18 protein-coding genes are annotated in these 21,452 nt (G+C 36.7%); 13 read left to right on the top strand and 5 right to left on the bottom strand.

The genetic code is table 11. The features are described 5' to 3' along the window. Positions 1-202: 202 nt before the first annotated feature. The 3 genes from Q4534_RS04345 to Q4534_RS04355 all read right to left on the bottom strand — a co-directional run bounded on the left by Q4534_RS04345 (position 203) and on the right by Q4534_RS04355 (position 3,840). The gene (locus Q4534_RS04345; RefSeq protein ID WP_303611945.1) at positions 203-1,441 is read right to left on the bottom strand and encodes a DUF6786 family protein; all 1,239 of its coding nucleotides are present in this window, start codon (positions 1,439-1,441) and stop codon (positions 203-205) included. 1,028 nt (positions 1,442-2,469) lie between these two features. After that, the gene (locus Q4534_RS04350) at positions 2,470-3,069 is read right to left on the bottom strand and encodes a Uma2 family endonuclease (RefSeq protein ID WP_303611946.1); all 600 of its coding nucleotides are present in this window, start codon (positions 3,067-3,069) and stop codon (positions 2,470-2,472) included. 168 nt (positions 3,070-3,237) lie between these two features. Beyond that, positions 3,238-3,840: a Uma2 family endonuclease gene (locus Q4534_RS04355; RefSeq protein ID WP_303611947.1), complete on the bottom strand. Its 603-nt coding sequence runs from the start codon at positions 3,838-3,840 to the stop codon at positions 3,238-3,240. 133 nt (positions 3,841-3,973) lie between these two features. On the opposite strand from Q4534_RS04355, the gene Q4534_RS04360 reads away from it, so the two are divergent. Together Q4534_RS04360 and Q4534_RS04365 are read left to right on the top strand one after the other, a co-directional pair. Beyond that, complete coding sequence (locus tag Q4534_RS04360; RefSeq protein WP_303611948.1) at positions 3,974-5,137, top strand: DUF4221 family protein; 1,164 nt, start codon at positions 3,974-3,976, stop codon at positions 5,135-5,137. A gap of 331 nt (positions 5,138-5,468) precedes the next feature. Next, positions 5,469-6,503, top strand: coding sequence for a hypothetical protein (locus Q4534_RS04365; protein WP_303611949.1), 1,035 nt, complete (start codon positions 5,469-5,471; stop codon positions 6,501-6,503). A gap of 359 nt (positions 6,504-6,862) precedes the next feature. On the opposite strand, the gene Q4534_RS04370 is transcribed toward Q4534_RS04365, so the two are convergent. Both Q4534_RS04370 and Q4534_RS04375 read right to left on the bottom strand, forming a co-directional pair. After that, positions 6,863-7,243 (bottom strand): hypothetical protein, encoded by a 381-nt coding sequence (locus Q4534_RS04370; RefSeq protein WP_303611950.1) that lies wholly within the window; start codon positions 7,241-7,243, stop codon positions 6,863-6,865. 105 nt (positions 7,244-7,348) lie between these two features. After that, entirely contained in the window at positions 7,349-8,176 is an 828-nt protein-coding gene (locus tag Q4534_RS04375; protein WP_303611951.1) for a LytTR family DNA-binding domain-containing protein, read from the bottom strand. A 243-nt stretch (positions 8,177-8,419) separates the two neighbouring features. Between Q4534_RS04375 and Q4534_RS04380 the strand changes: the two genes are divergently transcribed. The 11 genes from Q4534_RS04380 (at position 8,420) to Q4534_RS04430 (ending at position 21,409) form a co-directional block, all read left to right on the top strand. Further along, positions 8,420-9,277: an NEW3 domain-containing protein gene (locus Q4534_RS04380; protein ID WP_303611952.1), complete on the top strand. Its 858-nt coding sequence runs from the start codon at positions 8,420-8,422 to the stop codon at positions 9,275-9,277. A 7-nt stretch (positions 9,278-9,284) separates the two neighbouring features. Beyond that, a complete protein-coding gene (locus tag Q4534_RS04385; RefSeq protein WP_303611953.1) occupies positions 9,285-10,253 on the top strand; it encodes an ABC transporter ATP-binding protein in 969 nt (322 codons plus the stop codon). Next, the gene (locus Q4534_RS04390) at positions 10,250-11,254 is read left to right on the top strand and encodes an ABC transporter permease (protein WP_303611954.1); all 1,005 of its coding nucleotides are present in this window, start codon (positions 10,250-10,252) and stop codon (positions 11,252-11,254) included. The genes Q4534_RS04385 and Q4534_RS04390 overlap by 4 nt, the downstream gene beginning before the upstream one ends. A gap of 327 nt (positions 11,255-11,581) precedes the next feature. Then, the gene (locus Q4534_RS04395) at positions 11,582-11,923 is read left to right on the top strand and encodes a hypothetical protein (RefSeq protein ID WP_303611955.1); all 342 of its coding nucleotides are present in this window, start codon (positions 11,582-11,584) and stop codon (positions 11,921-11,923) included. Between the two features lie 404 nt (positions 11,924-12,327). Then, the gene (locus tag Q4534_RS04400; protein ID WP_303611956.1) at positions 12,328-14,490 is read left to right on the top strand and encodes a TonB-dependent receptor; all 2,163 of its coding nucleotides are present in this window, start codon (positions 12,328-12,330) and stop codon (positions 14,488-14,490) included. Between the two features lie 351 nt (positions 14,491-14,841). Beyond that, positions 14,842-15,627, top strand: coding sequence for a CRISPR-associated endoribonuclease Cas6 (gene cas6 / locus Q4534_RS04405; protein ID WP_303611957.1), 786 nt, complete (start codon positions 14,842-14,844; stop codon positions 15,625-15,627). 19 nt (positions 15,628-15,646) lie between these two features. Beyond that, positions 15,647-16,309: a CRISPR-associated endoribonuclease Cas6 gene (gene cas6, locus Q4534_RS04410; RefSeq protein ID WP_303611958.1), complete on the top strand. Its 663-nt coding sequence runs from the start codon at positions 15,647-15,649 to the stop codon at positions 16,307-16,309. Positions 16,310-16,315: 6 nt separating this feature from the next. Beyond that, positions 16,316-16,900: a hypothetical protein gene (locus tag Q4534_RS04415; protein WP_303611959.1), complete on the top strand. Its 585-nt coding sequence runs from the start codon at positions 16,316-16,318 to the stop codon at positions 16,898-16,900. Next, on the top strand, positions 16,897-19,023 hold the full coding sequence (gene cas3 / locus Q4534_RS04420; protein ID WP_303611960.1) for a CRISPR-associated helicase Cas3': 2,127 nt from the start codon (positions 16,897-16,899) through the stop codon (positions 19,021-19,023). Before Q4534_RS04415 ends, cas3 begins: the two co-directional genes overlap by 4 nt. Beyond that, positions 19,020-20,339: a hypothetical protein gene (locus Q4534_RS04425; protein ID WP_303611961.1), complete on the top strand. Its 1,320-nt coding sequence runs from the start codon at positions 19,020-19,022 to the stop codon at positions 20,337-20,339. The genes cas3 and Q4534_RS04425 overlap by 4 nt, the downstream gene beginning before the upstream one ends. Before the next feature lie 8 nt (positions 20,340-20,347). Beyond that, the gene (locus Q4534_RS04430; RefSeq protein WP_303611962.1) at positions 20,348-21,409 is read left to right on the top strand and encodes a CRISPR-associated protein Cas7; all 1,062 of its coding nucleotides are present in this window, start codon (positions 20,348-20,350) and stop codon (positions 21,407-21,409) included. The last annotated feature ends 43 nt before the right edge of the window (positions 21,410-21,452 follow it).

The following is a 21,452-nucleotide window of genomic DNA, read 5'->3' on the forward strand; positions in this document are numbered from 1 at the left end:
CTTTTATTCTTTTATAAAATATTGTCTTTTTGTTAAATGGTTGGCTATTATTATTCAAGCAAAGGCGAAGACATTTAAAGAGGCAGTTATTAGGGTTAACGCTCGAAAGCCCTTTTGCCTCCTAAAAGCACAGGCTCCGACCTTTGTGGACTTCAGGCAAGGGCCATAGATTCTTGAAGAAAAAACAATTAACAATTAACAATTAACCATTACCAAACACCTCATTAATCTCTTCGATAGAAATCCCCAATATTTGCAAGGTGATTTCATTTAATACCTTTTCGTTTCCGGTAAAGTGGTATACATTATGGAAATGCTCCATGCTTTGGCCGGGAGAAAGAAATGCTCCGGGAGAAACACTCTCTAATTCGTAAAAAGGCCCCATTTGGCTACCATCCTCCAAGGGGCCATCATTGTAGGCATTGACTGCATCTCCTTTAAAGGGATCAGCATCGGTATTCCATTCTTGATTTAGGTAAGGCATTTCAGGTGATATATTGAAAGTAGTGATGGTCAGTACTTTGTTGATAGGGTCATAGCTGGCAGCCATAGGCAGTCCTCTTTCGGGAGATACACCCACTTTTCCTCGGCTTTGGCCATCGGCTTTTAAGAAGAGGTAATTATTGGTGGTGGCTATTCTTTCCTCCGGAATTTCCCCAAAATAATTGGTGGTAAGTCCTTCTTTGGTTTCATTTGGCTTTAGAGGCAATATAATGGTGGTTTCTGCACTGGGCTTGAACATATCCAAAACCCAGAGGCAGGGAGCTCCGGTTGATTGGGTCCATGGAAAATCTCCAGTGTTTTGAATGGAATTGATGGTGGTATAGCCTACCATTTTGATGGCAGAAACATCGGCTATCAAAGCAGTGTTTTTTAATATTTCCTCCTTTTCCAGAAGCGCAACAGTTCGTTGAAGCTGTAACTTAAACTCGGTTCCCTGATAGTTGGTAATGGAGGTTGATTTGGCCATGCTTATTTCCCTCTGGCCAGACTTGACTTCTTCCCAGGGTTCATAGTCAATCGCTGCCGGAGTGTGCCAGTTCTCAAACTCCATATTTTTGCCTGGTTCAAAGTATAGAGAGTACGTGTTACCTTCCGGTCCAAGCCATAGGCGACTTTCACCTCCATAGGCATTCATGTGCTTGTCTAATGGGCCTTCAAATGCCTCATAGTTTATCCAGCCAAAGCTTTCTCCATTTTCGCCTGCGGCGGAAGAAGTGAAAACTTTACCCTGGTATTTTGGGGATACAAGAATTTTTGCCTGTTTGTCATCCGTACTAAGCTCCACAAGATTAGGATCAAATTTTTCTAAAAACTTTTTGTCCTGCAAAAAATTATTTGGACTCTCTTCCGTAGCCTGATTATCTTTTTGGCGCTCTGAGCAGGAAAAAGTAAAGGTTAAATTGCTGAGAAGGGTTAAAACAAGGATGTATTTGTTCATTTTGGGTTAATTCTTGTATGTTTTAACCACAATTATAGCATTAAACGGGGACTATCCAATAGAATACCGAATAGCCTGTGTAAACTTTTTTGGAAGAGGTGTAGAAACAACAAAATCAATCCAGTCTTTACTGAATAAGCCAGTATGTTTTAAAATATTAATTAATAGAGTCTTTTAAAGGATTTCTCGCCCCAGTAGAAATACCCACTTGGTCCAGTGTTTTTCAATCTATCCATATCCCAAGGCATCAAAGGAAGATTTATAATAAGATCTTCAGATGTTTTTAATTGTTCTACATCTATCCATGACGTACTAATTCAGTTCTAAGAGATTCCTTTTCTGAATTCCTAGGCGAGTCCTCACAATTAAAAAAAGCAGTTAGTTTTTTTCTTTTACACCACACTGATTAGAAATCTCTAAAAGAGAAGTTCCCAATACTCTTAATTGTAAATGTAACCTATCCAAATTTAATTTTTTTAGCGTTTTTAATTCGTTTAGTTTAAAGCTAATGTAAATTTAGGTGATACATTACGGATTGTAAAATATTGGTTTTAAGTAAATAATAAATTACATATTTAATCCCATTCCCTAGCAAAATGCATATTTAGTAAATTAGTTACTTTCCGCCTTACAGGTTTTGGCGTTAAGAAAACTGGGCAATGCGGTGGCAAAGGCAGAGGCATGTTTGACGAAGGATCTTGATTTAATTCTTATCTTATATGAAATCACATTAGGTCCTGAGGAGTTTGCCTATGCGCGGGAGGTGCCCTGATTTTAGCCAAAAGATGTTCAGCGGCGGGGTTTTCCCTGAATTGCTATGCTTCAGGGCAGGTTGGTTACTTTTTTGACCACTGAATAAACTCAGGGCAGACCTGAAGCAAAAAAGTAACACAGTAAATTAACGAATATAAGCTTTAGGAATCATAAATGGCTAATTACAGAAAGGTAAATAAAGTGGTGGTAGAAAGTCTTTCTTTTATTCTTTTAGAATAGGTATTAATCAGGTGAATTAAGTCAGTAACCTATATTCACAATTCCCCAAACACTTCATCCAGATCTAAGACAAAACCAGCAAGTGCCTGTGAGTTGACCCGATCTCCCAAGGTAAATAATCGAGAGGGTTGGTATGTTCCTCCTTCCAGAGTATAGATCAACAAGGTGCGCTCATCTGGATGAATGACCCAGTATTCTTTTACGCCCGAGGCTTCGTAAACCTCGTATTTCAATTGCAATTCTTTTTTATTGTTTCCGGGAGAGAGGATTTCGATAATCAGGTCCGGGGCACCTACACCGCCCAATTCATCCAGTTTTTCCGGATCACAGACCACACAGAGGTCCGGCTGCACTACGGTATCGATTTTGTCAAGGTCTTTGGAAGAAACGGGTAAGCGAACATCAAAAGGAGCAGTAAATACTTCGCAATTTTTTCCTTGAAGAAAAGTATAGATTTGATGAAAAATTTTCCCAGAGATCCGTTGGTGAATTAAGAGGGGAGCGGCTGCCTGTTTAAACACCCTTCCGCGAATCAGCTCCACCATTTCATCGAGCTGCCAGGAGAGGTAATCTGCATAGGAATAGCTTCCATAGGCAGAAAAGGGTTCTTTGACTTTATCTTTTGTTTTTTCCATCTTTCACGCAATCCGAGGTGAATAATAAAGATAACAATATACGAGCGAATCTGCCGGTAGTTAAAGTTTGGAATTGTATGTGATCCTCAATTAATTATTTAACATTAAACAATTAATAATTATATACTTCTAATTCATGTTTCTCAGATAAAAAGAGATTATTTGAACTTACAATTCCTCAAACACCTCATCCAAATCCAACTCAAAACCAGCAAGTGCCTGAGAATTTATACAGTCTCCCATGGTGTACAACCGGGAGGAGCGGTATTTTCCTTTTTCCAAGGTATAGATCAACAAGGTACGCTCGTCAGGATGGATTACCCAGTATTCCTTTACTCCGGAGGCCTCGTATACCTCGTATTTTAATTGTAGCTCCTTTTTATTGTTTCCTGGAGAGAGGATTTCTACCACCAAGTCGGGGGCGCCCACACAGCCTAATTCATCCAATTTTTCCCGATCGCAGACTACACATAGGTCAGGCTGCACTACGGTATCGATGTCCTTGTGCTTTCTGGAAGAGACCGGAAGGCGTACATCAAAGGGGGCGGTATACACCTTACAGCTTCCTCCTTTTAAAAATCCATGAATTCGCGTAACCAAGGCTACCGTAAGCTCTTGATGAATTCGACGAGGGGCTGCTGCAGCTTTCCTGAATACTTTTCCCCGAATCAATTCCACCATCTCATCCAGTTGCCAAGAGAGGTAGTCTGCATAGGAATAGCTTCCATAGGCAGAAAAGGGTTCTTTGACTTTATCTTTTGACTTTTCCATAAACCGAGGTGATTAATAAAGATAACAATATTTGAGGGAATCTGCCAGAGGTAAATTTGGAAAATTTAAATATAGACTATATATTTAGTTTTAATTATTTGATTTAATAATTTGTGTTTCATTATTCAGTGATATGAGAAATTTTCATATTTATATTGTATTCTTTTATTCGATTGCATTAACAGGGTGTAATAAATTAAGTAGGGGAAATGAAAATACCTTAATAGATGGGCTTAGATTATTCAAAACAGGGGAATATAGGCTTGAAATAGAAAAATTAGGTACAATTAATTTTATCAGACATCAAGTTTTTGAAATTAAGGATTCAACTTTTATTTTTCTTTTAAACAAATCCATTAATGCATTAGAAATCTATAATTTAACAACAGAGAAATTTGCAAAACGAATAAATATTCCGAAGGAGGGTCCATATGCCATAAATAATCCACAAGGTTTTTTGGTGATTTCAAGTGATTCAATTTTCGTGTTTCCTCAAGGTCATGTAAAGAACACTATTTTGATTAATGGTAAAGGTGACGTGTTATCGCATTATTCACCACCTGTTCCAAAAAATGATATTTTTGGAATTGTTAACCATAAATCAGTACCTTCTGCTCCCAGTTATTTTTTAAACAAAAGATTGCATTTTTCAATATTGCCAATGTTAGATACTAAAGTACCGGAAAACATCAATAGAAATATTCTGCTAGCATCTGAGTTCGAAATTGATAATAATACGCTTATATTCCCTGCTAATATGTGTTATCCGAAAAGCTATTTGCAAAAAGGATTGATTTCCTATCATACAAACTTTTCAAGAATAATTAACGACAGAAATGAATGGATATATTCATTTGCCGGATCAGATAGTCTTTATATTTACGATATTAATTATATTTTAAAGAGTCAGGTTGCAGCTAAGAGTAAAGCAATTAATAATATTCCTAAATTTGACAGGTATCCTGGAGAAATAAACTCTATGGAAATGTGTATAAAATCCGGTTCCTATGGAAGGATAATCTATGATAAGTTTAAAAACAATTATTATCGAATTGTTCAATTACCAAGAGAGTATGAACCAAATCAAGATTACGATGTTAATGCCTTAGCTAAATGTGCTTTTAGTGTGATTAAATTTGATGAACAATTTAATAAAATTTCTGAAACGAATTTTAATGAGAAGATTTATGATATGAATTGTATTTTCATTACTAATAAGGGGTTAAATATACCAAGGACAAATTACTGGAATAAGGAGCTAACAGAAGAAGTGGTAAATATTGATGTGTTTAATTGATATTAAAAAGGGTGTTATTAATATATGGATATTTTATCGGTATAATGATGAAGAGAAAAATAATATCGATTTTGTGATGTGTTAAAGGAGTATTATGAATTTAAATTGTTAAATGATTTATCCTTATTACGGGTATATTGTGATTCGTATTATGATAATTTAAAAAATAAGATAGGGAATTCTGTATATTTTAATTAGCTATTGATATCAACCAAATTATTGTTCATTATACGTCGTATAAGTATTTGTAATTTTTTTAATGAATTTAATAATGATAGATGTTATTCATTCAAGTCAGGTGTGTTTAGGGATGATAAATAAGTAAATTTTCATGATAAATATTAGAATTATATCCTTTCTAGTTGTGTTTTTAATTTCTTGTAAAAGAAATGATACATCTTTAAATAATGATTTTTCTCCAACAGTTGACTCTGTTGATATAACAACTGTTGTGAAGAAAAAAGAATATCATCGTTTTAATTTTCAAGGCGGGTATAGATATGGTATTTTTTATGTCTTTGTGGCGATGCTTGGTGACTTTTATGCAATACAAAAGAATGGAAATATACTTTGGGAGAAATCATTGAATAAAGCATATGGCAATAGTGACTTAGGGCCATCCATTCTCACGACATCTACCGAAGAGTTTCATTTATATGAAAACCAAATTTACTTTTTGCAAAATGATAATAGTGTGATAATTATGGATTATAATGGTGATATTGTATCAAGGAAATATTTTAAATTAGAATCGAGGAAAAAGGTGAAGTCTATGACTCGATTGAACGAGGAGGAATTGATTTTGCTGTGGATTAATATTAGTGATAAATATGAATATGGTTTAACTCTAATCAATTTAAACAATGGGATAACAAATACAATTAATAAAATAAAATTAAACTATCCGGCCTTAAAAGTTAAAATTTCATCAGTGAAAAATAAAATATATATTTTTGAGGATATAAATAATTCAGTAAGGGTCTTTACACCAAAAGGTGAAGAATTGAATGGTATAGAGTTAGATCCATCCAAATATAAAAATTATGAAATTCGAGGAGGGTATGATGATGGAGTAATAAGTTATAGAGCAATGTCTAAATTTGAAAGAAATTCATTTTTAAATGATTTTGTAAAAAATGTTTCTGTAACAAGTAATAATAATATTTATATACATCATCATATATATCAAAGAGATTCGACTCATCTTCCTTTTAAAGGGTTAATTTCAGTAAAAAGGAATAAAGAAGCAACAAAAGAAGTTATACTGGATAAATATATCTTAAATTTTGATTCCCATGGAAATTATTTTACTTTTGTTAACCACGAGAAAAAAGTATTTATTAAAGTAGCCCCGATTGTTCGTTAATAATTTTTATATTATAATCAATTTTATTAATGGTAAGTTGTGTTCAAAGTTGTTTTTTCGAAAAAAATTATATTAAAGTTGTTTCGGTTGGTTAGGTGAATTTATTTTTTTATTTTCACCTCCTTTCTTTTTAATTTTCAGCAATAAAAATTATAATTACTTTAAAAGATAACAAAATTCCAGCGAATCTGACAGAATACATTAAGACAATGTTGTTTTACTCGGTAAGGATAGAAAATTTTTAATTGAGGTTTTTTCCTGAATTAAGTTTAAATACCGGCTTTTCTTTATATAATAAAATTAGCCCAAAGCTTAGAGACTTTGGGCTAATTTTATTTTCAAGTAATACCTTGAATCGCTTATTTTTCTACCTTTTTCTTAATCACCACATCCATCACTCCCTCAGGTGAATTGGCCTTTCCAATCACTTTTTCGCCTTTTTGTTCCAGTACAGTTTTTACCATGTTTCCTTCCACGTATACCTCAAAAGATAAATTTCCATCTTTTACATTTACATTTTTTCCCCAAACGGATTGCCCATTTTTAAAAGTAACCTTTACTGTGGTAGCTTTGTCCTTATTTGCGATAAGCACAGTGCCTTCGTGATAGGGATATGGAGCATCATAGCATTCGTATGCCCATGTGCCTTCATATTTTGAAAGGATTTCAAAGGCCTTCACCTCTTGATTAAATAATGTTACAGCAAATAATAAGAGTAATAATGCACTTAAATTTTTCATGATATAATGTTTTTGGTTATACATAATGAAACAAAGGTAAGTGCCTTTCAGGTGCTGTATGAAAAATAGGGTTTTAAGCCCCTATTCAGGGGTGAATGACAGGTATTAGTGCAATAAATGATCGAACTCAGGGGTGAATTTGCGTGATACAGGGACAATTGACGCACTGCCTTCCAGGTGCAGGCTGACTTTACCAGAAGCTTTTTTTGCCAATTTTACATTTTGCACATTGACTAGGAAAGATCTATGGCACCTTTTTATGGGGTAGTCTTTAAGTTGTTCAGACAGGGCTTTTAAAGAATTCCGAAGCATCTCCTTTTTGATTGCATCACTATCTTTATAGTAAATGATGGAATAGTTATCTGCAGCTTCGATAAATAAGATATCAGATGATTTTAAAGATAACCTGTGGTTTCCATATTCATCTTTTAAGCTTATGATCTTATTGATGTTATTGATCGTTTCCTGCGAATTTTGACTTTCATTTTGTTTGTGGAAAATGAAGATGAAACATAAAGCCAAGGTATAGGGAATCAATAAGCCAAGAAAAGTATATTTCAGACTGATAAAATATTCAGAAAAGAAGTAGGTACCATGGCTGCCATACAATCCATAGAAAACAAGGGCAAGGGCCAAAACTTCTAGCAACGTCCAGTAAATAAAATAAATCACTATAGGTTCCCTTCTTAAAAGTAAAGGTTTTAAGACGAACTGGGAAAGACTCAGAACAATTCCACCGATAATTCCAAACCCTGAAAGTCTGATAAATTGGGACAATCCTTGGTCAGCTTCCCATTGATCTATCCTGAAAGGGGTGTAAAGATTTATGAAAAGGATAGAAAACAGGGTGCAAAAACCTATCAAAACCAGCTTTTCCCAATTTTGGTTGAGTAGGTTAAATTCAGAATTTAAAAGATTACTTTTCTCAGTCATGGCCTTAAATTTAAACAATGGTATGTTGAAAACCCTAATAACCTACAAGACAATTTTCTTAAAATTATAGCAAAAGGAATTGAGCAATTTTTATGTGGGGAATTGTTAAAAAAAGTTAATTGCTTGTATTTTTTTTCCATCCATTTTAAAATTGAAGCCGCTATCAGAATAGCTATCATAGGATAAATAGACTAAGATTTTAATTTTATTAATTTAATTTATAAACTTCATTTATTTATTATTATGTCAGCCGTTTATTTACAAAAAAAAGGCCTCAGAAGGGGCAAGAAATGGTTTTCTCCATTGTCATTAGTCCTTTTGTTTTTCATTATATCAACTACAGTTTCAGCCCAAAATTCAGAGTCTGAATCCTCTTTTACTGCACGACTATTTAATATTGAGGCTCCTGTTAATGAGACTTTCCGTTTTCAGACTACCCTGAAAAACAACGCTAACAAGACACAGGTTTATGAACTCAGCGCTGAAGCTCCGAAGGGCTGGAGGCTTGTTTTCAAGGCCAGAGGAAGTCAAGTCACCTCCATTAATTTGGAACCCGGGAAATCCGAAAGTATCAATGTTGAGGTGAAACCTGCTCATGATGCAGCTCCAGACAAGTATACCTTCCCTATACATGCAAAATCTGATAACGACTCAATGGATTTGGATCTTGAGGCAGTTGTAGAAGGAGCCTATGATTTAGAGCTAACTACCCCTTCCGGGCGTTTGAGTGGGGAGATTACAGAGGGAAAAAACACTGAAATTCACTTAAAAGTTATCAATACAGGTTCACTTCCTTTAAATGAAATTACGCTTACTTCGAATACTCCATCAAAATGGGAGGTAAGCTTTTCCCCCTCTGAATTGGAAGAGCTTGAGCCTGGAAAAAGTGCAGATGTGATTGCTACTTTATCAGTTCCTAATAAAACTTTGGCAGGAGATTATGTAAGTAAGTTTACTGCCAAAAACTCAGATAGTACAAGTACAGCAACCTATAGGGTGACGGTGAAAACATCTCTATTGTCCGGTGGAATTGGTATTTTGATAATATTGATTGCAGTTGGTTTTGTTTATGTATTGATTCGAAAGTTCGGAAGAAGATAAATAGGTCATGGATAAGCAGGTAATAGCGCTGAAAGGCCTGACAAAGAAATATGGGACTTTCACTGCGGTTAATGAATTGGATCTCACCATTAACAAAGGGGAAATATTTGGCTTATTGGGCCCAAATGGTGCCGGAAAGACCACCACTATACTGATGATGATGGGGTTAACAGAGCCGAGTGCCGGAACGGCCCACGTTTGTGGTGTAAATTCAACTAAAAATCCCCTAGCTGTAAAAAAAGTGGTGGGGTATATGCCGGACAATGTGGGGTTTTATGATAATATGACGGCCTTGGAAAACCTGATGTATATCGGTGAATTGAACGGTATCCCACGTAGTGAAGTCCAAAAAGATGCGAAAGCCGTAATGGAAATGGTCGGCTTGCCGGAAGAGGCCATTCACAAGAAAACAGCGGCCTATTCAAGAGGTATGAAGCAACGCCTGGGGTTGGCAGAAGTGTTGATTAAAAAACCTCAGGTGGTAATATTGGACGAGCCTACTTTAGGTATTGACCCGAGTGGGGTTAAGGAATTTCTGTCCCTGATTTTACGGTTAAGTAGGGAAAAGGGACTTACGGTATTGCTTTCATCACACCACCTCCACCAAGTGCAGCAGGTTTGTGATAGGGTTGGGATTTTTGTGAATGGGGAGCTTTTGATAGAAGGGGATATTGCTTCGCTTTCTAGCCGTCTTTTTACAGGAAAATCCTTTGAGGTAAATGTAACTTTTAAAAACCCCATTGACCTACCTTGGAAGCATGAGACGGAATTACTTCAGTTCCCCTCAATTAGGGAAATTTCAGTAGAAGCTCATGATGCATGGATCTCAGGGAGTGAGGATGTCACCCCTGATATTGTCCGGTTTTTGGTGGAAAAAGGGTATCCTATCATGGGAGTTCAAAAGAAAGAATATGGACTGGAGGATATTTATCAAAAGTATTTTGAAAACACAATAAAGGAGAATATAGATCAATGAAAGGAATCATAAATGCGTTGGATATTAATGCTTCTGTGCGCGATGAAAAGCAGCAGAACCCTTTTTGGATATTGGTAAGAAAGGAGATAGCCGGTCATATTCGTAGTTGGAGGTTTGTAATACTATTGGTGCTCGTTGTACTTACCTTTTGGGGAGCAACTGCAGTGGCCATGAACAATATAAAAGATACTGTGGCCAAGGTCAAAGATTTGGAAACCCTTTTCTTATACCTTAAAATACTGACCACCACTGAGGGGACATTGCCACCGTTTCATGTTTTTCTTAATTTTTTAGGCCCCCTTTTGGGAATCAGCCTAGGCTTTGATGCCATTAATTCAGAACAACAAAACGGTACACTGACAAGAATAATGGCCCAGCCTATTTATCGAGACAATTTGCTCTTGTCAAAATTTGTAAGTTCACTCCTATTGGTGGGGACATTGTTGCTATCGCTCTCTTTATTAATGATCGGAGGAGGAATGCTCATTACAGGTGTAATGATAGAAATCGAAGAGCTGATAAGAATACTATGTTTTATTGTACTCTGTACTGTTTATGTAGGCTTTTGGCTTGGTCTGTCTATTTTACTTTCCATTGTCTTTAAGCAGGCATCAACTTCCGCACTAACAGCAATTGGAGTCTGGTTGTTTTTCACTGTGTTCTATCAGATTGTTGTTAATATGGTGGTTACCATGCTTACCTCAGGTTCCGGTGAATTGTCTCAATTGCAAGTAATGCATCTCAATGAAATGATATTGAACTTTCTTCGATTGGCACCAAGTCAACTATACGCAGATGCAACTACGACCTTGTTGATGCCCTCTGTGAGAAGCTTGGGACCGGTTACCATGGAACAAATGGCCGGGGCCATTCCTTCACCACTTTCTATTAGGGATAGCCTTATGATTGTTTGGCCACAGTTAACGGGGCTTATTGCTGCTACCTTGCTTTGCTTTGCCTTTTCTTATTACCTTTTTATGAGAAGAGAAATAAGGACCTAATGCTTTTTCCTATTTTAACATAAATGAAGCTGTTTGGAGGTTATGGCTTTGCTTTGCAAAGAGGAAATCTTCAAACAGCACTTTTACTTTAAAAATATCAGCTTGTTTGATCCTAATATTGATAGCGTAGGTCCTGTGTTAGGTTTCAAGTGCAGACCGGGCTAAAGCTATTAAGGACAATCCAATGTTGCTGGAGCTATTAATTATCTATCATTATATCAAAGTGTTTATCCCATAATACTTTTTTAAAGAAATAGAATTGGATAACTTTGGCAGGCAAAATAAATTATGTGAAAGTATTTATTTTCAATTGTTGGCAAACAAAAAATGGAACAAAAGAACAAAAAGCAATTTTTTATCAGAAGGCTAATTATTGCCCTTATGATCCCTATTGTGCTTTCTCTATCCATTCTTCCTTGTTGCCCTCCTTCAGAAAGTTGTGTGGATGAGGTAGGTTCTTGTGCTGATGAACCTGTACAAGGAGCTTTTCCCGGATCGGGATTATGTTCCCCTTTCTTTACCTGTGGCCATTGTCCGGGTATTATACTTCAGCAAGTTGAATTTCCTGCTTTAACTTTTCAGGAGATCAATGGAACAATTTCCGGAATTAGATCGGAATTCAAGCCTTTTATTCTCGTCAAATCCTTTTTCAAGCCACCAAAGGCTTAAGCATCTTATCTACATAAAGGTAATTTAAACCAGACCTCTACAAATAAATATTTTGTCATTATTGTTGCAGGAAAAAGAGCAACAGTACCGCCAAATTCATTTTATTCTTGTGGTTTTTCCAAGAGTTTATTCCCTTGAAATAACCAAGTATTGGGCTTATAAGGGTCACTGCTATATTCATATTGTGTTAATATTTACCTACAGCCTTGATCTTTTTGGTTTGTTTTAGGATCAATGGCCAAAAATGAACCGGAATAGGAATCAATAATCAGTAGCTAAAGTCTCAAAATTATTATTAGGGTTAAATATCCATGCAACTAGATAAGCTAGAAGGAATAGCCATTGCTTAATTTCTGGTTTTAATTACCAACTATAATTTTTCAATTAACTATTAATTAATAACCGTGAAACACATTGTCACAGTACTGTTATTGCTTTGCCTTTATGGCTCTGCTTTGGCACAAAATACATTTACAGTTACAATTCAAGACAAAGAGTCAAAGGAAGCCCTATTTGGCGTTTCCGTATACTTTCCACAATTGGAGAAAGGAGCATCCAGCGACATAAATGGAAAAGTTGCTATAGATGAAATACCGGATGGAGTTTATACAGTTTTGGTGACCCATTTAGGATATGAATCCATGGAATTGGAGCAGTCTTTTCCAATGGAAGGTGAGCTGAACTTATGGATGGGGCATGCCCATGAGGAGATGGAAGAGGTGCTGGTCACTTCCACCAGGAGTGGCAGAACCATAGAAGATGTTCCTACGAGGGTAGAAGTTATTGCCGGGGAGGAACTGGCGGAAAAAGGAAACATGAAGCCGGGTGATATCCGTATGCTATTGAATGAAAGCACAGGGATTCAGACCCAACAAACTTCAGCCACCAGTTACAATTCAAGTATCAGAATCCAAGGCCTGGATGGGAAGTACACCCAATTACTTAGAGACGGCCTTCCATTGTATTCCGGTTATTCGGGAGGCTTAAGCCTGATGCAAATTGCCCCTCTTGATCTCAAGCAGGTAGAAGTAATTAAAGGGGCTTCTTCTACCCTGTATGGTGGAGGAGCCATTGCAGGCTTGGTCAACTTAATTTCCAAAACCCCCGGAGAAGACAGAGAATTAAATTTTATGGTCAACGGGACCTCGGCTTTAGGATTGGATCTCAGTGGGTTTTACTCGGAAAGGTACGGTAAAATTGGAACCACGGTTTTTGCCTCTTACAACAAAGGGACAGCCTATGATCCGGCAGGCATAGGACTCACGGCCATTCCTGAATTTGAACGCTATACCATCAACCCTCGCATGTTTTGGTACCTTGATGAAGCAACGGAAATAAATCTTGGTTTTAATTTTACTACCGAAGATAGGCTTGGAGGCAATATGGATTATATCGAAGGCAAAACAGCCTCCGGTTATTTTGAATCCAATGAAACGGATCGCCTTTCTACCCAGTTTGATGCAACCCATCGTTTTTCTGATCATTCTCGCATTCAGGTGAAAAACAGTATCAGTTTTTTTGACAGGTCTATAGCCATACCTGATTATATTTTCAGCGGAAAGCAGGTTTCCTCCTTCTCGGAAATAAACTATGTCACTTTTGGTAAAAAGATGGAGTGGATTGTAGGGGGAAATCTATGGACTGAAAAATTTGATCAAAGGCAGGGGGATCCCGAGAATGACCTGGGATTTTCCAATACCACTACCGGAGCTTTTGTCCAAAACACCTGGAACATGGCTACTCAGTGGACCTTAGAAACAGGCTTGCGAGGGGATTACCAAAGCCAGTATGGCTCATACCTGCTTCCCAGATTTTCATTGTTATTTGAACCCAATGAAAGCCTTACTTTCAGGACAGGAGGGGGGCTCGGGTATAAAACACCCACCCAATTCACCGAAGATACTGAAAGACTGCACTTTCGGAATATTCTTCCCATAGACTTTTCTGAAACCAGTGCCGAACGTTCTACAGGCATTAATTTGGACGTCAATTACAAATGGCAAGTATCGGGTGATTTAAGCTTAAGTACAAATGCACTTTTGTTTTATACACAGATCGATGATCCGATGCTTTTACAATCCAACAACAACGGCATGTATGCCTTCACCCAGCCAAGTGGGTATATCAATACCCAAGGTTTGGAAGCCAATATGAAATGGACTTACCATGATTTCAAACTGTTCGTAGGCTATACTTATGCTGATGTAAAGGAACATTATGACAATGAAGCAACCGAATACCCTTTGGTGGCCAAACACCGACTGAACAATGTATTGATGTATGAAAAACATGGAGATTTCTGGATCGGTCTGGAAGCGTATTATTTCAGTCCCCAAAAGCTTTCTGATGGCAGTACGGGGAAGTCTTATTGGATCATGGGTATCATGTCTGAAAAGAAAATCGGAAAGTATTTTTCCCTTTTCTTGAATTTTGAAAACATGTTGGATACCCGTCAGACCAGGTTTGATACCATATACACCGGCAATATTAGCGATCCTCAATTCAGGGATATTTATGCCCCCGTTGATGGCTTTGTGGTCAATGGAGGCTTTAAGCTTAGTCTGTAATTGTGTTTATTTATTCAAAGTAGGCTTGTCACAAACATTTGACAAGCCTATTTTTTTGTTGGACAGCTATGTTTATTTATTCGCCCATTCCACCCTATAACCTATTGAAACTTTCCCTAATTAACAATTAACAATTAAACAATTAACAATTAACCATTACCGTCCCCTTTGCCTTCGACAAGCTCAGGCACCGGTAGTCCATCTCCCTAATTAACCATTAACCAATTAATAATTAACCATTAAATTTAGAAGCAGGTGCATAAAAAATACCCTCTTTACGGTATTTTTTTGGTTTTTTAGATTAACTATATTGGCAAGTCAAAGCATTAAGTCTTTAAACCCAAAATTATTATGATGCAGTTTTTGGTCCATTTGCATAAGATGGGTAACAATAACTTTCTTCCTTTAAACTACCAATACGAACTATCCTCAGCTATATATCGGATTTTTGAAGAAGCAGATCCGGTATATAGTCATTTTTTACACCAGGAAGGGTATGCTTTCAGAAACAAAAAGTATAAACCTTTCACCTTTTCCTTTTTAACATTTGATCGCTATAAAATACCTAAAGGTCATAATCGGATTGAGCATACAGGTAAAAATGCTGTCCTGGATATTCGGTTTGCCATTGACAGGGCTGCAGAAGGTTTTATCAAGGGACTATTTTTAAACCAACGTTTAAGCATTGGAGACAGGATCAGCCAAGTGGATTATGAGATCCATCAGATCCATGGGGCAAAAAGGGTGGATTTTAAGGAGGAGATGACCTACAGCTGTCTATCGCCGGTATTTTTGAGTTGTTCCAGAGAAGATGGTGGAGCGGATTACCTTTCGCCCGATGACGTTCGGTTTAAGCCGGTTTTTGAAAACAACCTGATCCAGCGACTGATGAGTTTTGATACATCCTTGTCATTTAAGGAACTGGAAGCGGATTATCCTAAGATGGAATTTGAATTGAAGTCTCGGCCAAAGAAGAAGGGGATCACCTTAAAGGCTTTAGAAGATAATCCGATCAAGGTAATCGGTTATCAGTTTGACTTTTTGCTCCGTGCTCCGGTGATAATACAGGAGTTGGGATATTATGGAGGCTTTGGAAGTAAGAATGCGCTGGGGTTTGGCTGTGTTGAAGTCAACTAATAAATCATCAAAAGGAATTATGAGAATATATCTAAAAACATGTGCTAATAAGGAGGGGGTAAGTTTTGGCCACACCCCTCAATTGGTTGGAACAATCCACAAGTGGATAGGTGAGCAGAATGATTATCATGGAAGTACTTCAATGTATTCTTTTTCTTGGCTCCAAGGAGGGAGGAAAGGGAATGAAGGGCTGTGTTTTCCTAAAGGAGCTAGTTTTTTTATCAGCGCATTTGACGAAATTCTATTGAAAAAAATCATTCAGGGTATTATAGAAGAGCCGTCTTTATTTGCCGGAATGGTCGTCCAAGAAATTCGAATTCAACAAACTCCATGTTTTTCAGGTGGATCAGAATGTTTTAATGTGGCAAGCCCTGTCTTGGTAAAAGTTAAGGAAGGTGAACGAGTCAAACATTGTCTATATGATGATCCTGAAAGTAGTGAGGCCTTAACTCAATCTATGGTTAGAAAGTTGGAATTAGCAGGTATAGACTCTGCCGGGCTTTCTATCGCATTTGATCAAGATTATAGATCTGCTCATACTAAGTTGATTAATTATAAGGGTGTCAAAAACAGGGCGAATGTATGTCCAGTACTTGTCAAAGGATCAAATGAGCAAATAGCATTTATCTGGAATGTAGGTATTGGCCATAGTACAGGGATTGGTTTTGGAGCATTAAATTGATTGAAGATGAATTATTATGTGGTAAAATATTCCGGCCCATTTGGTTTTATTAAGCCTTGGACTGCAGTTAGGGATAGTGAAACTTTTAGTCAACAGTTTTTGACCCCTTCCATCGTAGAAGGAATAGAAAAGAAATTGTTTCCCAAGCTACTAAAGGAAGTAGGGATACAAAAAATCGTGGGGCACAGACTTTCTTATGACCAGATCAGCAATCAACAAGAAATGATTCAGACTAGAGGGTGGAACTCAAAGCGTAAGGGAAGTCAGTTTTTATTTGACAGACCAACAGCCATATTAATCAGGGGAGTGATACTAAACCCTGTTTTATACCTTGCTTTTCACTCTATGGAAGATGCCCATGAAGCATTACAACAGCATATATGTTTGTGCAGGAATGAAGATGTTTTGTTTCCAATTGAAATTTCTGAGTGCAGCAAAACTGGTTTTGAACAAGATGGTGATTTGTATCCAGGTTTTGAGCTTGTATTTGAAAAAAATGAAAAGACTTTTTTAGTCGGTTATCATCGAGTAAGTCAAACTCCCATGTATGGCTGGATTAGAATAGTTGGGAACCCTATTAATAATTTATGATGGAAACTTTATTTGCTAAGTCTGGCCCTGAGTGGACTTCATTGAAAATACACCTACTACAGGTAGCAAAAGCGGCAAGTGTATTTGCGCAGTATCTAGGAATGGATAAAAGCTTAGCTTATAAGGGGGCCATTTTACATGATATAGGTAAAGCACACCCTCGTTTCCAGCAAAGATTAAAAAGAATATCTAATGATAATAGAGTTCTTAGACATGAAATCAGCTCCTTATTTTTTTTATCAGTTTTTCCAGAAGATGAGCATAATAATTTAATAGAAATGGTTGTTGGTCACCATAAATCGGTAAAAAGAGATATTGGAGGAAAAGGGTTATTAGATATAGATGATGAGGTTGAAGGATATGAGGATTTTCATTTAGGGGATTGGAATAAATGGAGCCCAGGTGCTTTTAATTTATTAAATGAATTAGGGATTTTTTGTGCCCCTTTTGATGAGTCTATTGCTAGGGAAAATTTGGATAAAGCCTTAATGATTACCCTAGAAAAATCGAAAGAGCGAGGCTTTTCAGAATGGCGTGGTTTATTGATGGGCGCTGATCATTTTGCTTCGGCTTTAATTGATGAAACAGACCGGCAATTATCAAGAAGTTTCAAATCTCCAGATCTCAGTTTTTATGGAAGAACACATGAATTGTTTCCACTTTCTAAAAAAGATTCATCTTCAAATAAAACCCACACCATAGTAGTAGCATGCACAGGGGCGGGAAAGACAGATTTCCTATTTAGGAGAACATCGGACAGAGTGTTTTATATGCTTCCATTTCAGGCATCCATCAACGCAATGTTAGAAAGAGTTGACGAGGATTTAAAGGAGTCGAATCCTGATCTGGACATTAGGGTATTACATGCTTCATCGAGCGTTGTAAAAAGAGTTAATGGAGAAGAGGAGTCCGTTTTACAATCTTTGTTTGGTTCTTCTATCAAAATAATGACGCCTCATCAATTGGCTTCTATTGCATTTGGTTTGAAAGGTTATGAAGCTCTTATTCTTGATTTGAAGGGGAGTGATATCATTCTCGATGAAATCCATACCTATACAGGAGTTTCTCAAGCTATTGTCTTGAAGCTGGTGCAGATACTGAAGTCTATTAATTGTAAAATTCATATTGGTACAGCAACTATGCCTACTGTGCTTTATGATAAAATTAAATCTGTTTTAGGTCAAGATGTTTTGGAAGTCAAATTGACTACCGATGAGATGAATAAGTTTGACCGTCATTTAGTGTATAAAAGACAAGGTTTTGAGAGCGCACTTCCAAATATTTCTCAGGCTATAAATAATGGAGAGAAGGTATTAATAGTATGTAACCGGGTAGAACGATCCCAGCAAACGTTTGAAAGAATCCGGGAATTATACTTAAATGTACCGGTATTACTGCTCCATAGTCGCTTTAAAAGGGGAGATAGAAATCAAAAAGAATATGAGCTGATACATCAGTACAATTCAAGTGCTGAAGCTTGTGTTGTAGTATCAACACAAATCGTTGAAGTCAGTTTGGATATCAGTTTTGATGTGATGGTTACTGACTGCGCACCTATAGATGCTTTGGTACAGCGTTTTGGAAGAATCAATCGCAAAAGGACTTTTGACACCATTGGGAAATATAAACCTATATATGTCATAGCTCCTCCGGAAAATACTTCCGAAGCAAAACCTTATGATTTAGAGGTGTTAAAGAGAACCTTCGATGTGTTGCCAGATGGTGAGGTGTTAAAGGAAAAGGAACTACAATGTAAAATAGATGAAGTATTTCCTTCGATAAACTTTTTAAATATCGAAGAACATGCGGTATTCAAAGAGGATGGAAGTATTAGAATTGATAAGCTTACTCATCGGGCCAAGTCCTTTCTTTTTGAATTGTTGGAAATTGATTCTGTTACCTGTATCACAGAAGGAGATGAAGAAGATTATAATCAAGCTTTGTTTGAAGACAGGTTAAATATGGAAATACCAATTAGATATTTCAGTGTGAAGAATATGCGACAATCTCAAAAAGGTAGCAGACCATTTATTATACCGGATAAAGCCTATAGCAAGAATATGGGACTGGAAGTACATCTTATTAATGAATCCAATTTTGATATAAATAGACAAATGCTATGATTACATCAGTAGTAGGGAGAACATTTTTAAAGGCCTACAATACCAAATATGGAAAGAATTTTTCTCCCAAAGAGTTCTTTGAGGAAGAGTTTTGGCAGCTTTTTTTTAACCATTCTAAATATATGCAATGGGTGACAAATTCTCCCTTTGTTCAAATGAAAAAAGGACAAAAGCCCCATTTGCTGGATGAAAATGAGCGAAGAGAAAAGTTGGAAAACCTATTTCATAAAGCTGAAAACGAAATACCTGATGCGAGTTTTGCTATAGGTTATCCGGCCTCAGAAACTAAAGAATATGCTAGCACATCTGGTTTAGTAAGTGATGTGTTTGTGCCATTTGATGAAGATGAGGTTTATCTTTCCTGGATAGGAAGTGGTTTAGGGGTAGGGGTAGCAGGAGGTTATACCATACTTTTTGACAATCCAGAAATTACCCTCCAAACATTTGAGGGGTGGAAAGTCTATAGAAAATACCTTAACGATCCTACACTCACAAAACTAAGAGGAAATCAAATAAATACTTGGAATGGTCAGTGGTTGACTTACAGTTGGGACAAGAAAAATTTTAGAGACGACTTTGATTTTTCAGACTTAGAATCAAACGGTGTCTTCAAAATTGATAGTTCATTGGCTGAAGTAAATACAGTTAATTGGTCACGATTATTTTTTAGCATGTCACAAATGTTTCCAAAATATGAAATGATGGGATATATCTATGGTTTTGGGCAGACCAACAAGACCATTGGTTTCATTCCATTTCAGTTCAAATCAGGAACGAAAATAAAAGAAGTGTACCGTAAATTGTTTGGAGGAGTCTATGAAGATGCTAAGCAGTTTGAAAGTTTGTTTGGAAGGCATATCAAAAGAGCCTGTGAATTGGGTAGTGTCGGCTTACTCGCTCTTCAACCAGAGGGACTCAAGAAAGTTATGGATGAGGGAAAAAAAATAGCGTTTAAAAAAGAAGAGGATTTAATTAAATATAAAGCATATAAAACCTGGTTAAAAGCAATGTTATCAAAGAATAAAGAACAAATCACAGATTATACTTTGGGATTGGCCAAGACCATTCACAAGTATAGATTGGAAGGGACTAAGTTGGACAGGAAGACTTTAATTGAAAAAGAACTTTTTACAGCTACTTCTAAAAGAGGCTTTGTAGAGGCTCTAACAAAAATGTTAAAGGATTTAAGTCAAGAGGACTTGATGGTTATTAAACAGCTCAAGGACGAGGTTCATTTAATGACGAATGAAGAATACGGATACTTCAGCACACTCCTGAAATTTGATTATGCTTTTGTAGAAAATAACTCTAAATAAATATACTTATGAATACCATTTATATAAGAACTTTGAAAAGAGCTGAGCATACAGTTTTTAATGTTTCAGACGGGCAAAAATATTACTATGACAGTCAATTTGGAAGAAGAATTCCTTACTCAAGTGGCCAACAAGTAAAAAGGTCAATGATTGATTCATTATGTGATTCTATAAATCAGGCGCCTTCACCAACAACCTTCCTTTTTGATGTAACAAAACAGAAAGAATTAAAAGAAGGAGAGGTCTATGGTACCTGTGATCCTAGATATGCAGACCAACTTTTTGGAGGTTGGATGAAAGCAGCTAAAGGAGGGAAAGACCGTACCCTAAAGCGTAGGAGCCCTTTATCAATTTCTGCGATGAGAGCTTTGCACCCTATGCTTGCAGGAATGGATTCTGAGAACGCTTCATTTGATAGAAGTGAAAGACCAAATAATAAAGTAATTGTCAGAGATGAAAAAGGTAATGAGCTAAGCGAAGATCAAATTGTATCTTTTTTAGAAGGAAAGGATAGAAGTTTAAGTAGGAAATGGATTCCTGATAATCGCAGAGCTACCGGGTTATTTGTATTTGACGTAGCAATTGATTTAAGAAGATTGTTCAACGTAAGTGTTAATTCTTTCGAACCTGAAATGTCTGGGTCTACTATAGAAAATCTGAAAAACGAAGGATGGGTTGAGTCGGTAAATGTTTTTGGGCCTTGTTTGGTTGCGCCCCATGCGATTAGAAAACAATGGATTGAGGGTTTAGCCCATGCGATTATCAATTGGAGAATTACCTCTAATCAATCAAGGACATTTAGCTTGATGGATACTTTGGCTGTCTCAGTAAGTGATAATGCCAATTTAATTGCAGGGAGTATTCGGGCGAAACTCTCCGAAGAGGATTCCAAAAAAGCTGAGCCAATTGTAGATGAAAATATTAATGGAGTAGATACTTTTATCACCTTACAAGCAGGAGGCTTTATTCATACCAAAGGTGAGCAGGCCGATGCTCTTGAAAAAGCTGAGCAAAAGTTAGTTGATTTAATGATGGCTTACGATTACGAAAATCAAGTTGTACCACAGTAAAATCCAATAAAGCTGCTCCTTATCTTTTAGGGCAGCTTTTTTT

Source organism: Cyclobacterium sp. 1_MG-2023, assembly GCF_030546805.1.
Taxonomy (GTDB): domain Bacteria; phylum Bacteroidota; class Bacteroidia; order Cytophagales; family Cyclobacteriaceae; genus Cyclobacterium.

Excerpts from the sequence above, each read along its gene's own strand:
- Q4534_RS04345 (WP_303611945.1), bottom strand. The coding sequence starts at position 1,441 with ATGAACAAATACATCCTTGTTTTAACCCTTCTCAGCAATTTAACCTTT.
- Q4534_RS04350 (WP_303611946.1), bottom strand. The coding sequence starts at position 3,069 with ATGGAAAAAACAAAAGATAAAGTCAAAGAACCCTTTTCTGCCTATGGA.
- Q4534_RS04355 (WP_303611947.1), bottom strand. The coding sequence starts at position 3,840 with ATGGAAAAGTCAAAAGATAAAGTCAAAGAACCCTTTTCTGCCTATGGA.
- Q4534_RS04360 (WP_303611948.1), top strand. The coding sequence starts at position 3,974 with ATGAGAAATTTTCATATTTATATTGTATTCTTTTATTCGATTGCATTA.
- Q4534_RS04365 (WP_303611949.1), top strand. The coding sequence starts at position 5,469 with ATGATAAATATTAGAATTATATCCTTTCTAGTTGTGTTTTTAATTTCT.
- Q4534_RS04370 (WP_303611950.1), bottom strand. The coding sequence starts at position 7,243 with ATGAAAAATTTAAGTGCATTATTACTCTTATTATTTGCTGTAACATTA.
- Q4534_RS04375 (WP_303611951.1), bottom strand. The coding sequence starts at position 8,176 with ATGACTGAGAAAAGTAATCTTTTAAATTCTGAATTTAACCTACTCAAC.
- Q4534_RS04380 (WP_303611952.1), top strand. The coding sequence starts at position 8,420 with ATGTCAGCCGTTTATTTACAAAAAAAAGGCCTCAGAAGGGGCAAGAAA.
- Q4534_RS04385 (WP_303611953.1), top strand. The coding sequence starts at position 9,285 with ATGGATAAGCAGGTAATAGCGCTGAAAGGCCTGACAAAGAAATATGGG.
- Q4534_RS04390 (WP_303611954.1), top strand. The coding sequence starts at position 10,250 with ATGAAAGGAATCATAAATGCGTTGGATATTAATGCTTCTGTGCGCGAT.
- Q4534_RS04395 (WP_303611955.1), top strand. The coding sequence starts at position 11,582 with ATGGAACAAAAGAACAAAAAGCAATTTTTTATCAGAAGGCTAATTATT.
- cas6 (WP_303611957.1), top strand. The coding sequence starts at position 14,842 with ATGATGCAGTTTTTGGTCCATTTGCATAAGATGGGTAACAATAACTTT.
- cas6 (WP_303611958.1), top strand. The coding sequence starts at position 15,647 with ATGAGAATATATCTAAAAACATGTGCTAATAAGGAGGGGGTAAGTTTT.
- Q4534_RS04415 (WP_303611959.1), top strand. The coding sequence starts at position 16,316 with ATGAATTATTATGTGGTAAAATATTCCGGCCCATTTGGTTTTATTAAG.
- cas3 (WP_303611960.1), top strand. The coding sequence starts at position 16,897 with ATGATGGAAACTTTATTTGCTAAGTCTGGCCCTGAGTGGACTTCATTG.
- Q4534_RS04425 (WP_303611961.1), top strand. The coding sequence starts at position 19,020 with ATGATTACATCAGTAGTAGGGAGAACATTTTTAAAGGCCTACAATACC.
- Q4534_RS04430 (WP_303611962.1), top strand. The coding sequence starts at position 20,348 with ATGAATACCATTTATATAAGAACTTTGAAAAGAGCTGAGCATACAGTT.